Genomic DNA, 16,259 nt, shown 5'->3' with positions numbered 1-16,259 from the left:
CCGATGGGTGGGGCGTCAGACGGCGACGCGGTGGAGTTGACGGAGCACGCCGGCGGCGGTGGCGTCCCAGGTCATCGCCTCGACTCGCTGCTGAGCAGCCGTGGCGAGCGTCGCCCGCAGGTCGTGGTCGGTGAGTACCCGGGCGATCGCTGCGCCGAGGTCGTCGGGAACGGCGAGGATGCCGGTCACCCCGTCGACCACGCTGCTGCGGTGGCCACGGATGTCGGTCGCCACGGCGGGGGTGCCGCACCCAGCGGCTTCGGTCAGGCTGAGGCCCCACCCTTCGGCGAGCGATGCGCTGGCCACAATCCAGGCCGAGCGATACATGTCGACGAGGTCGTCGTGATCGACGCGGCCGGCGAGGGTGACCCACGATGCGGCGCCCATCTCGGCGACCTTCCGGCGGAGTTCGTCGGCCGACGGCCCGTCACCGACGATGGTCAACGTCAGGTCGGGTACCGAACGGCGCGCTGCTGCGACCGCATCGAGCAGCAGACCGAACCGCTTCACCGGCGCGAGCCGCGCCACCGCGATGATCGACGGCTGCTCGGTCTTCGAGCCGCCCGGTGAGAAACGTGGGTCGGTGCCGTTGGGAACCGCAACGACCTTCTCCGGTCGGAAGCCGATCTCGATCAACTCTTCGCGCGTCGCGTCCGACGGCGTCACGGTGAGGGCGCGCTTGTAGAACGGCGGGGCGAGCTTGGTTTCGAGCGCTCGTCCGAATGCTGCCAGCGGACCCGGCAGGATCTGATCCCACATCGGCCCGTGGACGTGGTGCAGGAACGTGATGCGTGGCTTGCGGCACCACACCGGCGACATCCACGGCACGCCGTTCCAGATCTCGACGAGGGCGTCGTACGGGCCCATCCGCCGCGTCATCTCGGACACGATCGTGCGAGGAAACACGCTGTATCGGCTGCCGCGACGGATCACCCGGTAGCCATTGCGCTCCGACTCCGCGGGTTGGCCGAGCGCTGCGGACGTGCGGTGGAGCACGTCGAGGCCGGCGTCGGACCAGCGTCGCATGAACTCGTCGGCGTGCACTTCGGAGCCGCCGGCGTCGGGGTCGTCGAGGTCTCGCCAGGCGAGCGTGTGGATGCGCCGCACTCCCCTGCTGATCAGGTCGCCGGCCAGTTGCTGGATCTCATCGAGCGGATCGATCGCTTCCACGCCAGACATCGCCACGACGATAGGCCCTTCGTCGCCGTGTCGTCTGAGTAACCTCGGAACGCTTGCAGGACTTGACCGACATGCTCGACGCCGAGCCCGACCATTCGTCGTCCGCCGAGGGCGTCGACGACACGTCCGCCCGGCAGCGCTCTGCCCGCCAACCCTTCGTCCTGGGCGGCGGTCTGGTGCTCGACCCGCGGGCCTGGAACCGCACCAATGTCGTGGCCTTCCTCCTGGTGTTCGCGTTCTCGATGTTGCCCGTCCGTGGTCTGTATCGAGCGCCGGGCTCGTCGATGGAGGAGGCGTTCATGATCGTCTTCCCACGCATGCTGCTCGACGGCAAGGTGCCCAACGTCGACTTCCTCCACCTGTACGGACCCGGATCGCTCCACGCCCTCGCCGGTTGGTACACGGTGTTCGGCGAGACGCTCGAATCGCAGCGCACGTTCGGGCTGCTGCAGAACCTGGCGATCATCATCGCCCTCTACGTGCTCGTACGGCCATGGGGACGCATCGCCTCGGTGGCGGCGGGTTGCGTCGCCGCACTGCTCGTCATGACGCCGATCGGCCTCGCCGCGCTGGCCTGGCACGGCGCCGTCGCACTGGCGCTCTGGTCGGTGGTGTTCGCCATCCGCGCTCGCATCACCGGCTCGATCCGCAGCTGGGCGACGTCGGGCTTGCTCGCCGGGCTGGCGCTGGCGTTCCGCCCCGACATCATCATCGCCATCACGATCGCCGTGCTCGCCGCCGGTTGGGTGCACCGATCGGTCGCCCTCAAACCCTTTCTCGTCGGATCGGTCGTCGGCCTCGTGCCGATGTGGATCCACCTGGCCATCGCCGGGCCGGTCGCCACGTTCGAAGGCATCGTCATCGACCCAGTGGTCACACTGCGCCCCGGACGCGAACTGCCCTCTCCCCCATCGTTCAGCGAGATCGACGGCGCGCTGCAGGCCATCGCCGAGGCAGTGCCGCCCTGGTACCCGCTGCCGGCGCCCGCTGCCAACCACCAATTGTTCTTCTGGTTCTTCGCCGTCATCATCGTCGCCATCGCCGTGCCGGTACTCGCCTGGCGACTGCGCCGCCGCCGACCGAGCGCAGCCAACGACCTGCTGTTCATCGCCGGGCTGTTCGGACTCGGCATCCTCCCGCAGGCGATGCAGCGACCCGACTCGACCCACCTCGCGTGGGTGTCGATGGTGTCGTGGCCGTTGCTGATCGCCGTGATCGCCCAACTGGTGCGAGAGCGACGCAGCGAGGCGGGCCCGTCACGACGCCCGGCGCTCACCGGTGCGGCGGCGGTCATCGCGCTGATGCTGGTGGTCACGCCGTTCTACACGTTCCGCTACTACGCGCTCCACACCCGTGTGGCGGTCGGTGACCTGCCGCTGCCGTTCCTCGTCGAGCGGGGTGACAAGAAGTTCTGGTACGGCAACCCCGAGGTCGCCAACTCGCTCATCGCGATGATGCCGGTGCTCGACGAACTGAGCGACCCCGGCGACACGCTCATCGTCGGCACCGCCGATCTCAGCCGCACGGTCTACAGCGACGTGTCGATCTACTTCCTCTTCCCCGAACTCGAACCCGGCACCTACTACGTCGAGATGGATCCTGGTCTCGCCGACGCCGAGGGCTCGGGGCTCGCCGAAGACATCGCGCAGGCCGACTTCCTCGTGCTGACCAACTTCTGGTCGGGCTGGCTCGAGCCGAACACGTCGACGCGTCGTCAATCGCAGGAACACAACCAAGCGGTCCGCGACAATTTCTGCCTCGTCGACACGTACGAGGACAACCTGCTGATGCTCTTCGAACGCTGCGAAGGTGGCGGCGGCATCAGCGGCGCCGACATCGACGGCATCTACCCGGTCGTGCCGGTTCCCGAAGAACTGTCGTAGCCGCCCGAACATCGAGCGGCCACCTGCGTGTCAGGCGTTGGCGATCGCGTCGAGTTGCGGAGCGAGCCAGGCGGCCACCGACGCGGCCCCTTCGGTCGTGTAGTGCAGCCCGTCGTAGCGCGTCTCGGTGTCGCTGCCGACGAACGAGCCCAGGTCGATGAACTCGACGCCGGGATTCGCTTGGGAGAACACGTCGAAGATCTCGGCGACACGCGCCTCGCGAACGCCTTCGGCCTGCGACCAGTTGGGGTCGATGCGCGGCGGCGGCGCGAGCAGCACGACGGTCGAGCCACCCGCCTGGGCGATCCCGGTGACCTCCCCCATCCAGTCGAACAGCAGGTCTTCCCACTCGGGAGTTCCGAACGCGACGATCGTCCCGTCTATCTGGCGATCCTCGAGGTCGTTCGTCGGCATCACCAACGTGATCGCCGCCGGCACCTCGCGAGACACGGCGGCGGCGAGATCGCCACGCCAGTCGCGGCACGGCGCCGAGAGATCGGCCGTCTCGTAGGCCCCACCAGGGTTTTCGAACGCCACCTCGCCGGGCAGGAACGAGCACGCAGGGCGAGCGATCGTCGTCACGGCGATCGCCGACCGGTCGAACGACGACTGCTCCTGGTTCCACGGCACCGACGTGAGCGCGCTCTCCAGGCGCCCGCCGATCAGCGTGTGCATGACCGAATCGCCGAGCACCGCCACCTGCAACAGGCTCGGGTCGGCCAGCGCCGGGTCGTCGGCGGTCTGGGCCACGACGTCGTCGGGGACGACATCGCCGCCCCCATCATCGCTCGGCACCGTCGCGAAGACCACGGCGGCAGCAACCGCCACCGCACCGACCGGAGCCGCGAGCACGCCGACACGGCCGACCGAGCGACCGATCGCTCCCCTGCGGATCGGCTGCTCGATCACCGCGTACGACACGGTGGCCACCGCGAGCGAGATGCCGACCTGGGCCCCGGTGAGCGCCCACCCGCTGATGCCGAGGCGATCCTCGTCGAGAACGATCAGCACCGGCCAGTGCCACAGGTACACCCCGTACGAGATCTCACCGAGGCTGGTCAGCGGGGTGAGGCTCAGCACGCGTTCGACCGGCACGAACGTGAGCGCCCCGACGATGGCCACGGCGGCGGCGATGGCGACCACCGTGAACCCGCCGCGAAACATGAAGCGGGCATCTTCGGCAGCGAACACGCTGAACATGGCGAGCAGGCTCAGAGCAGCGATGGCCGTCGCCCCGGCGGTGACCGGAGCGACGAGTGCGCCGCGATCGTGACCGAGCAGCCGGTCGCCCCAGAGCGCGCCGACCGCCACGCCGAGGAGCATCGCCTGCACTCGCGTGTCGGAGCCGAAGTACATGCGTGACGTGTCGGTGTTGCTCACTTCCAGCACCAGCATCCAGCTCGCGCTGAAGCCGGCGAGCACCAGCGATCCGTAGCCGAGCCGCCGACGCATGGCGCCGGGTTCGTTCCGACTCATCGCAGCCAGCGCGGCCACCAGGAGCGCCAGCACGATGTAGAACTGCTCTTCGATCGCCAGCGACCACATGTGGCGCAGCGGAGAAGCTCCCAGCACCACATCGGTGTAGGTGGTCCCGTCGGCGATGAACAGCCAGTTGGTGGTGTAGGTCAACGCCCCGATCGAGTGCTCACGCAGCCGGTCGAGTTCGGTCTCGTTGGCCCACACCAGCGCATAGACCGCGACGGCGAGCAGGAGCAGCAGCGTCGCCGGAAGGAGTCGGCGGAGCCGGCGGATGAAGAACCGGCCGAGGTCGAGTCGTCCGGTCGTTTCGACCTCGCGCACCAGCAGCGCCGACAGGAGGAACCCCGACAGCACGAAGAACACGTCGACCCCGACGAAGCCGCCCGGCAGCAGGTCGGAGCGGAAGTGGTAGACGACCACCGCGGCCACGGCCAGTCCGCGCAGCCCGTCGAGCGCGGGTGCGTGGTCGAACGTCGTCGACGTGGCGGCCGGGGTCGGCTGCACGAGTCAGCGCCTCAGCGGTCGAGTCGTCGCCAGACGAAACCGGGCACCACTCGCAGCACGGAGAACACGTAGCGGAGCACGCCGGGTGCCCACACCACCGACTTCTTCTTGCGGAGGCCGGCGACCGTCGCCTCGGCGACGTCATCGGGATCGCACGCGAACGGGGCTTCGTCGAGCCCTTCGGTCATCGCCGACCGCACGAAGCCGGGCCGCACGGTCAGCACGCGTGCGCCGCTCCCGTGCAGGGCGTGACCGAGGCCGGTGGCGAACGCGTCCTGTCCGGCCTTGGTGGCGCCGTAGACGAAGTTCGACGGCCGGGTACGCACGCCCGCGACGCTCGAGATGACCACGAGCACGCCGTGGCCCTGCGCCTTCAGGTGGTTGGCAACGGCGATTCCCGAGCTGATCGCTCCCCCGACGTTGACGTCGGCGAGAGCGCCAGCAGCAACCGGGTCGTCGTTGACCCCGTCGCCGAGTTGACCGAACGCCTGGATGACGACGTCGAGGTCGCCGTGCTCGGCCGCTACACGGGCCACGAAGTCGGCGTGCGTGGCGTGATCGGTCGCGTCGAAGGCGGCGCCGACCACAGTGACGTCGTCGCCGAGTCCGTCGATCCGGGCTTCGCCGCCCGATCGCTGCGCCAGGATCACCGTCTTGAGGTTCGGCGACGCCAGCTTGCGCACGATGGCGTGGGCGATGTCGCTGCGCCCGCCGAGGACGAGGACGGTCTGTGGTTGGTCGAATGCGTTCATCATCGGTCGTGTCGTCTCTGTCGGTGTGGCCCGGTGGGCGTGGGGGAGATCGGTCAGATCAGTTGGAGTCGTCGAGCCTGGTCGCTGGCCCAGGCGCCGTGCGGGTCGACGCGGTTGCGGATGCGTTTCCACTCGTCGAGGCGTGGATAGCCCGCCGCCACGACGGCGGGTGTGGCGAAGGCGTCCTTGGCGAGATAGTGACGGCCGCCGACACCCAGCACGAGATCGTCGAGTTCGCTGAGCAGCAGGCCGAGCCCGTCGACGCCGGCGGGAAGGTCGAGGGTGAGCGTCCAGCCGGGCTTCGGGAAGCTGAGCAACCCGCCGCTCTCGGCTCCCAATCGCTTCAACACGGCGAGGAACGATGCGTGTCCCTCGTCGGAGATGCGTGCCACGATCGTGCGCATCGTGTCGACCGCGTCGAACGGCACGACGAACTGGTACTGCAGGAAGCCGTGAGCGCCGTAGAGGCGCGTCCACTGGCCGACCATGTCGAGCGGGTGGAAGAACTGCGTGATCGACTCGGTGCCGTGATGATGCTTCGGCGTCTTGCGATACCAGAGTTCGTTGAACGCCCGCACCGCCGGCCGCGTGAGCACGTTGGGCACGCCACTGGGGATGTCGGGGAACACGCGAGGATCGAAGTCGAGCGGCGAACGCGCCGCCTTCGGGTTCATCTCCTGCAATTCGGCGAGCGAGGCGTGGTTGCCCATCGACAGCACCGAGCGCCCCAGATGCTTGCCCGTGGCGACGAGGTCGATCCACGCCACCGAGTAGCGGTAGCTGCGGTCGCCCTGCTCCATGGCGTCGACGAGGGCGTCGAAGTTCGGTACCCGCCGCGTCTCGACGACGAAGTGACGCGTCTCGACCGGGATCACTCGGAACGACACGTCGGTGATGATGCCGGTGAGGCCCATGCCGCCGATGGTCGCCCAGAACAGGTCGGGGTCGGACTCGGGGGTGATCGATCGGGTCGACCCGTCGGCGAGCAGCATCCCGAGGCGGGTGACGTGCGCCCCGAACGACCCGTCGGAGTGATGCCCCTTGCCGTGGATGTCGCTGGCGACCGCGCCTCCGACGGTGACGAAGCGCGTGCCGGGCGTGACCGGTACGAACCAGCCCTTCGGAACGATCTCGCGCAGCAACGTGTCGAGGCTCACCCCGGCATCGACGTGCGCGGTCGCCGTGGCCTCGTCGAGCCGGATCGGCTGGGCTCCCGGCTGCACCTCGATGACCGTGCCGCCACCGTTCTGCGCCGGATCGCCGTACGAACGGCCGAGGCCGCGAGCGATCGCTCCCCGCCCGTTGCCGAGCAGGTCGGCGAGTGCTCCGTCTTCGGTGAGCTCGTCGGCGGTCGCGGTGACCACGGAGGCAGCGCTGGGCGAGGTGCGGCCCCAGCCGGCGAGGATGCGTTCGGCGATTTCCACGAAACGACGAGGCTACTGCCGAGCGCCCGCCGACCGATGGAGCCTCGGCAGTCTGCGCGCGAATCCGTGCGAGCGAGCCGCCCAGATAGCTTCTGTCGAGATGTTGGGCAGATCCGGACCACCGTTGCTGGTCGCCTGCGCCGGTGTCATGGCGGTTGCCGCCGCCGGGTTCGCCCAGGCGTTGCCGTCGGGGTCGGTCACCGATCTCGCGGTGGCCGGCGAGCTGGCGAGTCGAGACCCGCACGACGTGATCGAGTACGACGTGTTCGGCGACTCCATCTCGGCCGGATTCGGCGTTCCGGCACACCGCACCTGGGTGGCCGGCGTGTCGTACCACCTGTTCGTCACCAAGCCGTCCGACGAAGAACACCACTTCTACAACCACGCCATCGCCGGCCAGGCCATCGCCACACCGAGCTTTCTGGCCACCGATCAGGGCAACTCCTCGCTGCTCATCCACCTCCGGAACTTCGTCCAGTCACCGCCGCGGCCCACACCCCTCGCCGAGCGCACCGTCGTGCTCACACCGAGCGTCAACGAACTGATCGTCTCCGATCAGGGCACGTCGGGACGGGATCGCGTCGCCAAGGCCGTGTACGGCGTCCGGGCGGCGATCGGAGTGCTCCGTGACGCCGGCGTGCCGTCGAGCAACATCATCGTGCTGCCGATGCCGCCGATCGGCCTGCAGTTCGCCGCCGAGTACGAGGCGACCTCAGAGATCGACCAGACGCTCGCCTCGATGATCGTCGACGTCAACGCCGGACTCACCGATGTGCTCGACGTTCGGTGGTATCCCTCACTCGACGGGAACAACAACGGGCTCGCGGTCGACCAGTTCTACGACGGGTTGTACGACACCGCCTCGCGCCGTGGCGCCGACGGGCTCCACCTCGACGCCGACGGACACGCGGCACTCGCCGCCGACGTCGACGACTACTTCCGCGACCGCTGACACGCTGGCCGGCGAAGGTGCACGGCCTCGATCAGTACGGCCACTCGGGCGACTCGCGCCCGGTGCGCTCGAGCAGCTTGCCGAGCTTGAGGGTGAGCAGCACCTTGAGCGCCACGTTCTTCGCGAACCACGGAAGTTGCGCGAGTTGACGCAGCGCGTTGCCGACTCGCGAGCCGAGCCCGCCGTCGAGGTCGGCGACGTAGATCGTCATCGACCGCGACCGGCCCACGTAGCGGAACCGTGAGCCGAACACCAGCGAGCGGAGGATGGCGAGGGTGACGCCGATCGACGAGAACGAGTCGTGGATGAGCATCGTGCCGCCGTCGCCGACGCGGTCGCCCCACGCTCGGATGTCGGCCAGCGCCGGCGCATAGCGGTGGGCGCCGTCGATGTAGAGCACGTCGACGCTGCCGTCGACCTCGGTGAGTGCATCGTCGGAGAACGTGCGGAGATGCGTGACCCGGTCGGCCACCCCCGCCGCGGCGAGGTTGGCGTTGAACGCCGCATGGTCGTCGGCTGCCTCGTCGGCGAACCCGTCGATCTCCTGTGGGCCGCGGTCGTTTCCGGCGTGCGGGTCGATCGCGATCACCGCGACCGACGGATCGGACGCCGTGGCGAGGACGATGGTCGACCGGCCGCGGAAGCTGCCGATCTCGACGATGGTCCCATCGGGCGGGCACCGGTCGGCGGCGTCGTAGAGCGTTGCTCCCTGGCCGGGGCTCATCCATCCTTCGACATCGGCGACCAGTTGCATCGTCGATGCGAGGTCTGGCTTGGTTGCTCCGTTGTCGGTCATGCCGTGTACACCGCCACTCCGTAGATGACGACCCAGGCCACACCTGCGAGTTGCAGAACCCGGTCGCTCGCGAACACTTCTTCGGGCGCCGATCCCTCTCCCCGCTCGAGCACGAGCAGGTAGCGGAACAACGCTGCGATCATCGGGACGATCGACAGTTCGTAGAACGGGAGATCGATCCCCTCGTCGGTGAGGCTCGCCAACGCGCTCGTCTCGAATGCCCACACGCAGTAGCTGATCAGCGCGCCACCGAGGCTCACCGACAGCAGCATGCGGAGGAATCCCGGTGTGTACGTCTCGAGCGTGGCCCGTGTGCCCGCCTGGTTGCCGACCTCGTTGAGTTCGGCGTAGCGCTTGCCGACCACGATGAACAGCGAGCCGAACGTGACGCACAGGACGAACCAGCGCGACATCGGCACGTCGACGGCCACCGCTCCGGCCGCAGCTCGCAGCACGAACCCCGACGCGACGGCGAGCAGGTCGATGATCGGCTCCTCCTTGAGCCAGAACGTGTAGCTCAGCGTGAGGGCGATGTAGACGGCGACGACCGCAACCGTCTGCCAACGACCGGTGGCAGCGGCCAGTGCGAGCGCGCCGAGTGGGAGCACCACGCCCATCGCACGTGCGACGGGCATCGACACGAGACCGGCAGCGAACGGCCGGTTGCGTTTGGTCGGGTGTACTCGGTCGGCTTCGACGTCGGCGATGTCGTTCCAGACGTAGATGCCACTCGCCGCGAGACAGAACGACACGAAGGCGATGATCGTGATGCCGAGGTCGCCGGGCTCGTCGAGCACGCCCGCCGCTCCCGGCGCGGCGAACACCAGCACGTTCTTCAGATACTGCTTCGGGCGCATCGCCCGGATCATCGGGCCGATCATGCCGCCCGCCCGCGGTTGACCCAGTGAGCCACGTCGGCATCGGCGAGCATTTCGCGGTCACCCGGCGAGTCGCCGTACGCCTCGACTCGCAGCCCACTGCGGCCGCCGTGGTGCTGGTCGAGCCAGGCATGCAGTCGACGGACCTTCTCGGGGCCGCGACAGTTCGGGCCGTCGAGCGCACCGGTGAGCACGTCGTCGCTGGCGGCCAACTTCGTGGCGAGCACGCCGTGTGCGCCGAGCAGTTCGGCCAGCGGCTGCAGGTAGACCTCGAACGACGCCGACACCAGCACGATGGTGTGCCCGGCCGTGCGGTGCTCGGCGAAGCGCTCCATCGTGTCGGATCGCAGCCAGTGATCGTGCACGAACTGGGCGAACTCGGCCCCACGGCGCCGCACCTCCGACTCACGGTGCCCGCGGAACGCGGCGGCCGAGGCCAGCGCCTTCAGTCGGTCGCGGTCGCGCCGGAGCAGCGTGGGAAGTGTCTGATGCGCGCGGACACCGAGCCGTGGCACGATCCGTCGAGCACCGGTGATGCGTCGCATGAACGGCACCACACAGTCACGCGTGGTGATCGTCCCGTCGACGTCGAATGCGGCAACGGTGCCGCGACCTTCGGCCGGTGCCTCGCTCATGCGCGTCTCGCCGGGATCGCGTCGAGCGCGTCCCAGAAGGCGGGCCAGCTCTTCGAGACCACGTCCGGGTCGGCGACTTCCACACCGCTCACGACCAGCCCCAACACGCCGAACGCCATCGCGAGTCGGTGGTCGTGGTGCGTCTCGAGCCGGCTGCCGTGCAGCGTGTCGGTCGGGGTGATGAGCAGTCCGTCGTCTTCGACCACCACGTCGGCACCGGTCTTGTTCAGCTCCGCAGCGAGGTCGCCGAGACGGTCGCTCTCCTTGGCCCGGATGAATCCCACGCCGGTGATGCGGGTCGGTGTGGTGGCCTGCGTGGCGACGACGGCCATCGTCGGAACGAGATCGGAGATGTCGGCCATGTCGACGTCGATGCCGCGCAGCGGGGTGTCGCGCCGGCGCATCACGACCGTCGTGTTGTCGCTGACGGTGACGAGGCAGCCCATGCGTTCGAGCACGTCGACGAAGGCAGCGTCGCCCTGCAACGATGCTCGGCCGAGGCCCCGCACGCTCACCGCTCCCCCGACCATCGCCGCCGCAGCCAGCGGATAGCTCGCCGACGAGGCATCGGGCTCGACCTCGTAGACCGTGGGCGCATAGCGACCCTCACCGACGTGGATGCGGCGCTCGGCGACGTCGACGTCGGTGACACCGAACGAGGCCATGACCGATTTCGTGATCTCGACGTACGGGCGGCTCACCAGCTCGGTCGACAGGCCGAGGCGCATGCCGCTGCGGATCATCGGCGCGATGAGCATCAGGGCGGTGACGTACTGGCTCGACACGTCGCCCGGCATCATCAACGCGTCGGCGCCGCCGACCGGCCCCGACACGGTGACGGGCAGATGCCCCCACGTCTCCCCCGGTTCGAGCACGGCGCCCAGCGAGTGCAGCGAATCGTGCAGCGGCCCCATCGGCCGACCGCGCAACGGTGCCTCGCCGTCGATCAGGTACGGCCCCGGGCCCAGCGCCGCCAACGCGGTGATGAACCGCGACGTGGTGCCGGCGAGGCGGGTGTGCAGCGTGATCGGGCCGACCGGCAGTCGACCACCGGTGCCGAGTACCCGCGCCGTGGTGCGCTCGGCGCTCTGTTCGACGCCGACCGGAATCCCGAGTGCGTCGAGGCATGCGATCATGGCCTGCGTGTCGTCGCCCGGCGCCAGGCCGACGAGTTCGCTCTCGCCGTCGGCGAGCGCGGCGCAGATCAATGCCCGGTTCGCAATGCTCTTCGACGGCGGCACGACGACGTCGGCGATCACCGGGCCTTCGGCGGTCCGAACCTGCTTGACCGTCACGTGAGCGCCTGCACCGACGGACGGAACCCGCGAGCGATGAGCCCGCCACGAAAGACCTCGGCATGGGTCAGGTCGACCAGGACGACCGCGATGCCGCGGTTGCTCTCGGCGACGTGCACCACTTCGAAGTTGGCGATGTTGACGCTGAGTTCGGCGGCGAGCGTGAACACTTCGGCAGCAGCACCCATGCGGTCGGGAATCGGAATCCGCACTTCGGCGAGGCTCTCGGGGTCGACGACCCGGCTCGGCAGGTTCTGGCGAGCGGTACGCGCGCGCGACAGCCGATCGAGCAGTCGCTCCTGGTCGCCGTCGTCGATCGCCGAGCGGACCTGGCCGAGTTCGTCGATCAGGTGCGTCAGCGCGGCGACGATCGCCGACCGGTTCTCGGTGCAGATGTCGAGCCAGATGTCGGGACGTCCGCTGGCAACACGCGTCATGTCGCGGAAACCGCCGGCGGCGAGCCGCAGCATCGCTGCGTGCTGGATCGAGCGATCGGCGGCGACGCCCATGAGCGACGCGGCGGTGAGGTGCGGCACGTGCGACACCACGGCCACGACCTCGTCGTGACGGGCCGGGTCGATCGCCACGACTTCGGAGCCGAGCGATGTGATGATCGCGGTGAGGTCGGTGAAGACGAGGTCGTCGGCGTCGTCGTCGGGTGTGAGCACCCAGATCGCCGAGTTGAACAACTCGGGGTCGGCGCCGTCGAGGCCGTCGCGTTCGCTGCCCGCCATGGGGTGACCGCCGACGAAGCGCGGATCGGTGATCGCCGCGCAGATCGGCGCCTTGACGCTGCCCACGTCGGTGACGATGCCGTTGGTGTCGTGGAGTGCCGCCTTGACCGCATCGACGCCGGCCAGCACCGGCACGGCGACGAACGTGATCTCGGCGTCGGGGTCGGTGCCGACCGCGTCGGTGAACGAGCGCGCCACCGCATCGGCGGCGATGGCCTCGTCTTCGTCGGAGCCGGTGACGTGCCAGCCACGGTCGTGGAGCGCCCGGGCGATCGATCCGCCGATGAGGCCCAGACCCACGACGTTGGCACGGCGCACCGTTGGGTTGACTTCGTTGCTCACTCGCTGCCCCGCAGTCGGGTGGCGGCAACGGCTTCGATCATCGCGTTGCGCTCGTCGGTGGTCCAGTGACGCCACTCCCCCGGTTGAAGGGTCTTGTCGGCGAGGGGCCCGATCCGCGTGCGAACCAGTCGTCGCACCGGATTGCCGACGGCCTCGCACATGCGTCGCACCTGGCGGTTGCGGCCTTCGTGGATCGTGATGCGCAGGATGCCCGGCTCGGGTTGCGACACCTTTGCCGGAGCGGTGATGCCGTCGTCGAGTTCGACGCCATCTCGCAGACGCCGCAGCCCGCCGGGCGACACGGCCCCGTTGTCGACCTCGACCAGGTACTCCTTGTCGACACCGTTGCTCGGATGCGCGATGCGGTTGGCGAGTTGCCCGTCGTTGGTGATCAGCAGCAGGCCTTCGGTCTCGGCGTCGAGACGCCCGACCGAGAACACCCGCGGTTCGGTCGGCACGATGTCCATGATCGTCCGACGATCGTGCGTGTCCTTGCTGGTGACGACCACCCCGGCCGGCTTGTTGAGCATGTAGTAGACCAGATCGGGCTTGACGCCGATCGGTGCACCGTCGACCTCGATCAGGTCGTTGTCGGGGTCGACACGGCGTCCGAGGATGGCGACGTCGCCGTTGACCGTGACGCGACCGGCCGAGATCAGGTCTTCGGCGGTCCGCCGACTGCCGAACCCGACGGCGGCCAGGACCTTCTGCAGGCGTTCACCGGTGGGGAGTTGCGCGTTGCGGGCCGCCATCTGCTCCCACAGCGGACGATCGTCACCCGTCGCGGTCATCGCTCGCAGGTTCCTCGTCGACGGGCGCAGCCGCTGGTTCGCCGAACGACGATTCGTCGTCCACCGCGTCGGCGGGCGCATCATCTGGTTCGTTGTCGGGCACGTCGGCGGCGACCGCGGCGATGGTGCCCGGCGCCGTGACGTCGATCTCGGGGGTGACCCGCAGCCCGTGTTCGAGCGCTTCGACCACGTCGGGGCCGGGGATGAACTTGGCGATCGGAGGCAGGTCGTCGAGCGACTCGAGCCCCAGCTTCTCGAGGAACGACTGCGTCGTGCCGAACAGGATCGCCTGGCCCGGCCCGTCGTCGCGCCCCACTTCGTCGATGTAGCCACGCGCCTGCAGCGTGCGCAGCACACCGTCGGGGTCGACACCCCGGATGGCGGCGACCTGGGCTCGCGAGATCGGCTGCTTGTAAGCCACGATGGCCAGCGTGTCGAGCGCCGCGCCCGACAGACGCGCCCGCTGATCGTGCAGCAGGAAGCGCTCGACGTACGGGGCGAGGTCGGCGGCCGTCTGGAACCGGACGCCACCCGCCACGCGGACGAGTTCGAAACCTCGGTTGTCGGCCTGGTACTCGCGCGCCAACTCGTCGCACCACTGCTCGACGAGCGCCGTGGGCTGCTCGATGAGTTGGGCGAGCAGTTCGTGCGGGACCGGGTCGTGCGAGACGAGGGCGATCGCCTCGATGGCACGCTTGAACTCGGCGACACGCTCGGCGCGATCGGATTCGTTCGCCTCGACGGCGTCAGGGTCTTCAAGAGTCATGGCTCAGCCTTCGTAGGCGTCGATCAGGATGGCGTCGGTGTCGAGCCCCTCGTCGGGGGCCCAGATCACTTCGATGTCGCCGAAACGTTCGGGTTGTTCGATGTCGACGGCGCCCTGCTTGAACAGTTCGAGCACGGCGAGGAATCGCACGATCACCTCGATGCGGTCGCCGAGATCGGCGGTGAGCCGCCGGAACGAGATCCGTCCGACCCGAGGCAACTCGTCGAGCAGCTCCGACACGGCGTCGGCGACCGTGATCTTGATCGGGTTGACGTGGAACAGGTCGACGACCGGCACCGGTCGCGGTGTGAGCGCCCGGATGGCCGCTCGTTGCAGGCTCTTGACGCTCGTGCCCTCGAGCAGGTCGGGCATGACCGCGGCAAAGCGCTCGTCGGGGCCGACCGCACGCGCGAACGACTGGTCGGCGTCTTCAGCCAACTGAGCGAACACGCCGGCGACGTCTTTGAAGGTCTTCGCTTCGAGCAGCCGAGCGAGCAGCATGTCGCGCTCCTCCCAGAGCGCGAACTCCTCGTCGAGGTCCATGTCGGCCATGTTCGGCAGCAGGCGCCGCGCCTTCAACTCGACGAGCGTGGCGGCGATGAGCAGGAACCCGGTCGCCACGTCGAGGTCGAGCTGCTGCAGCTTCTCCAGCTCGACGAGGTACGCATCGACGATGGTCGACAGGTTGACCTCGTAGATGTCGACCTGTTCTTTGAGAATCAGCTGCAGCAGGAGATCGAACGGCCCCTCGTACACGGGGGTGGTGACCTCTACTGCCATGAATCGACCATTCTACCGAGGCACTTGCTCCTGTAGCTTCATTTCCGTGAACACGAAAGCGTCCCATCCGCCCCGCGTGCTGTCATGTATCCAGCCGACGGGCGACCTGCACCTCGGCAACTACCTCGGAGCGCTTCGCAACTGGGTGAACGGTCAGCACGGATGTGACGCCTTCCACGGTGTGGTCGACCTCCACGCCCTCACCGTCACCGAGCAACCCGGCGTGGTGGGCGATGCCACGCTGCGCACGGCAGCGATGCTCTTCGCCGTCGGCCTCGACCCCGAGGTGGCGACCGTGTTCGCTCAGAGCCACGTGCCCGAGCACAGCCAACTCGCGTGGGTCATGCAGTGCCAGATCAGCTTCGGCGAGCTCTCACGCATGACGCAGTTCAAAGACAAGTCCGCCAAGCGCGAAGGAAGCTTCGTGTCGGCAGGGTTGTTCACCTACCCGACGCTCCAGGCTGCCGACATCCTGCTGTACGACACCAACGAGGTGCCGGTCGGCGACGACCAGCGTCAGCACATCGAGATCACGCGCGACGCCGCGATCCGCTTCAATCACCGGTTCGGCGACACGCTCGTCATCCCCGAGGCGGTCACCCCTGCCGCCGGCGCACGCGTGATGAGCCTGCAGGATCCGACGTCGAAGATGTCGAAGTCCGACGAGTCGGGCGCCGGCTGCATCTACCTGGTCGACGAATCGGCGGCGATCATGAAGAAGTTCAAGCGGGCGGTCACCGACTCCGAGACCGGGCCCGATTCGGTTCGCTTCGACCGCGAGAACAAGCCGGGCGTGTCGAACCTCCTCGAGATCAATGCCGCCGTCACCGGCCGCACACCGCAGCAGGTCGCCGAAGGCCTCGACATGTACGGCAAGCTCAAGGTCGAGACCGGTGAGGCGGTCGTGGCCGCGATCGAGCCGATCCGCGAGCGCTACAACGAACTCATGGGCGACCCGGGCGAACTCGCCCGGTTGCTCCGTGTCGGCGCCGAGAAGGCCCGTCACGTGGCGTCGGCGACCGTCGAGCGTGTGCACGACGCCATCGGCATGGTTCCGGCCTGACCGGTC

Annotated in this window: 15 protein-coding genes; 3 read left to right on the top strand and 12 right to left on the bottom strand. The window is 68.5% G+C overall.

Features of this window, described 5'->3' with window-relative positions:
* Positions 1–15 precede the first annotated feature (15 nt).
* Complete coding sequence (locus YM304_RS12565) at positions 16–1,179, bottom strand: glycosyltransferase family 4 protein (RefSeq protein WP_154723441.1); 1,164 nt, start codon at positions 1,177–1,179, stop codon at positions 16–18.
* A gap of 53 nt (positions 1,180–1,232) precedes the next feature.
* On the opposite strand from YM304_RS12565, the gene YM304_RS12560 reads away from it, so the two are divergent.
* On the top strand, positions 1,233–3,062 hold the full coding sequence (locus YM304_RS12560) for a glycosyltransferase family 39 protein (protein WP_154723440.1): 1,830 nt from the start codon (positions 1,233–1,235) through the stop codon (positions 3,060–3,062).
* Between the two features lie 30 nt (positions 3,063–3,092).
* Here the strand turns inward: YM304_RS12560 and YM304_RS22575 are convergent, their stop codons facing one another.
* Genes YM304_RS22575 through YM304_RS12545 form a run of 3 tightly spaced genes read right to left on the bottom strand, consistent with a single transcriptional unit; the run spans position 3,093 to position 7,221 of the window.
* The gene (locus tag YM304_RS22575) at positions 3,093–5,045 is read right to left on the bottom strand and encodes an acyltransferase family protein (RefSeq protein ID WP_015442068.1); all 1,953 of its coding nucleotides are present in this window, start codon (positions 5,043–5,045) and stop codon (positions 3,093–3,095) included.
* 11 nt (positions 5,046–5,056) lie between these two features.
* Positions 5,057–5,800: an SDR family NAD(P)-dependent oxidoreductase gene (locus YM304_RS12550; protein ID WP_015442067.1), complete on the bottom strand. Its 744-nt coding sequence runs from the start codon at positions 5,798–5,800 to the stop codon at positions 5,057–5,059.
* A 50-nt stretch (positions 5,801–5,850) separates the two neighbouring features.
* Positions 5,851–7,221, bottom strand: a complete 1,371-nt coding sequence (locus YM304_RS12545; RefSeq protein WP_015442066.1) for an FAD-binding protein — start codon at positions 7,219–7,221, stop codon at positions 5,851–5,853.
* A 100-nt stretch (positions 7,222–7,321) separates the two neighbouring features.
* Between YM304_RS12545 and YM304_RS12540 the strand changes: the two genes are divergently transcribed.
* Positions 7,322–8,173: an SGNH/GDSL hydrolase family protein gene (locus tag YM304_RS12540; protein WP_015442065.1), complete on the top strand. Its 852-nt coding sequence runs from the start codon at positions 7,322–7,324 to the stop codon at positions 8,171–8,173.
* A gap of 31 nt (positions 8,174–8,204) precedes the next feature.
* Here YM304_RS12540 and YM304_RS12535 read toward each other — a convergent pair whose 3' ends face one another.
* From YM304_RS12535 to YM304_RS12500, 8 genes are read right to left on the bottom strand one after another with little or no spacing between them, the layout of a single operon-like run.
* The gene (locus tag YM304_RS12535; protein WP_154723439.1) at positions 8,205–8,969 is read right to left on the bottom strand and encodes a class I SAM-dependent methyltransferase; all 765 of its coding nucleotides are present in this window, start codon (positions 8,967–8,969) and stop codon (positions 8,205–8,207) included.
* The gene (locus tag YM304_RS12530; protein WP_162142071.1) at positions 8,966–9,838 is read right to left on the bottom strand and encodes a decaprenyl-phosphate phosphoribosyltransferase; all 873 of its coding nucleotides are present in this window, start codon (positions 9,836–9,838) and stop codon (positions 8,966–8,968) included. Before YM304_RS12530 ends, YM304_RS12535 begins: the two co-directional genes overlap by 4 nt.
* A gap of 8 nt (positions 9,839–9,846) precedes the next feature.
* On the bottom strand, positions 9,847–10,482 hold the full coding sequence (locus YM304_RS12525) for an HAD-IB family hydrolase (protein WP_015442062.1): 636 nt from the start codon (positions 10,480–10,482) through the stop codon (positions 9,847–9,849).
* Positions 10,479–11,777 (bottom strand): 3-phosphoshikimate 1-carboxyvinyltransferase, encoded by a 1,299-nt coding sequence (gene aroA / locus YM304_RS12520; RefSeq protein ID WP_015442061.1) that lies wholly within the window; start codon positions 11,775–11,777, stop codon positions 10,479–10,481. The genes YM304_RS12525 and aroA overlap by 4 nt, the downstream gene beginning before the upstream one ends.
* Positions 11,774–12,853 (bottom strand): prephenate dehydrogenase, encoded by a 1,080-nt coding sequence (locus tag YM304_RS12515; protein WP_015442060.1) that lies wholly within the window; start codon positions 12,851–12,853, stop codon positions 11,774–11,776. The genes aroA and YM304_RS12515 overlap by 4 nt, the downstream gene beginning before the upstream one ends.
* Positions 12,850–13,644, bottom strand: a complete 795-nt coding sequence (locus YM304_RS12510) for a pseudouridine synthase (protein ID WP_231897590.1) — start codon at positions 13,642–13,644, stop codon at positions 12,850–12,852. The genes YM304_RS12515 and YM304_RS12510 overlap by 4 nt, the downstream gene beginning before the upstream one ends.
* Positions 13,628–14,410, bottom strand: coding sequence for an SMC-Scp complex subunit ScpB (gene scpB / locus YM304_RS12505; RefSeq protein WP_015442058.1), 783 nt, complete (start codon positions 14,408–14,410; stop codon positions 13,628–13,630). The genes YM304_RS12510 and scpB overlap by 17 nt, the downstream gene beginning before the upstream one ends.
* A gap of 3 nt (positions 14,411–14,413) precedes the next feature.
* Positions 14,414–15,190, bottom strand: a complete 777-nt coding sequence (locus tag YM304_RS12500; RefSeq protein ID WP_015442057.1) for a segregation and condensation protein A — start codon at positions 15,188–15,190, stop codon at positions 14,414–14,416.
* 46 nt (positions 15,191–15,236) lie between these two features.
* On the opposite strand from YM304_RS12500, the gene trpS reads away from it, so the two are divergent.
* A complete protein-coding gene (gene trpS / locus YM304_RS12495; RefSeq protein ID WP_015442056.1) occupies positions 15,237–16,253 on the top strand; it encodes a tryptophan--tRNA ligase in 1,017 nt (338 codons plus the stop codon).
* The last annotated feature ends 6 nt before the right edge of the window (positions 16,254–16,259 follow it).

It is taken from the genome of Ilumatobacter coccineus YM16-304 (genome assembly GCF_000348785.1).
Taxonomy (GTDB): domain Bacteria; phylum Actinomycetota; class Acidimicrobiia; order Acidimicrobiales; family Ilumatobacteraceae; genus Ilumatobacter_A; species Ilumatobacter_A coccineus.
The sequence above is the reverse complement of the archived record's forward strand: the minus strand, read 5'-3'. Positions and strand labels throughout refer to the sequence as shown.

What these genes read in the sequence shown, in the direction of transcription:
- YM304_RS12530 (WP_162142071.1), bottom strand. Translation starts at nt 9,838, where the DNA reads ATGATCCGGGCGATGCGCCCGAAGCAGTATCTGAAGAACGTGCTGGTG.
- YM304_RS12500 (WP_015442057.1), bottom strand. Translation starts at nt 15,190, where the DNA reads ATGGCAGTAGAGGTCACCACCCCCGTGTACGAGGGGCCGTTCGATCTC.
- YM304_RS12540 (WP_015442065.1), top strand. Translation starts at nt 7,322, where the DNA reads ATGTTGGGCAGATCCGGACCACCGTTGCTGGTCGCCTGCGCCGGTGTC.
- YM304_RS12565 (WP_154723441.1), bottom strand. Translation starts at nt 1,179, where the DNA reads ATGTCTGGCGTGGAAGCGATCGATCCGCTCGATGAGATCCAGCAACTG.
- YM304_RS12525 (WP_015442062.1), bottom strand. Translation starts at nt 10,482, where the DNA reads ATGAGCGAGGCACCGGCCGAAGGTCGCGGCACCGTTGCCGCATTCGAC.
- YM304_RS12550 (WP_015442067.1), bottom strand. Translation starts at nt 5,800, where the DNA reads ATGATGAACGCATTCGACCAACCACAGACCGTCCTCGTCCTCGGCGGG.
- YM304_RS12535 (WP_154723439.1), bottom strand. Translation starts at nt 8,969, where the DNA reads ATGACCGACAACGGAGCAACCAAGCCAGACCTCGCATCGACGATGCAA.
- scpB (WP_015442058.1), bottom strand. Translation starts at nt 14,410, where the DNA reads ATGACTCTTGAAGACCCTGACGCCGTCGAGGCGAACGAATCCGATCGC.
- YM304_RS12510 (WP_231897590.1), bottom strand. Translation starts at nt 13,644, where the DNA reads ATGACCGCGACGGGTGACGATCGTCCGCTGTGGGAGCAGATGGCGGCC.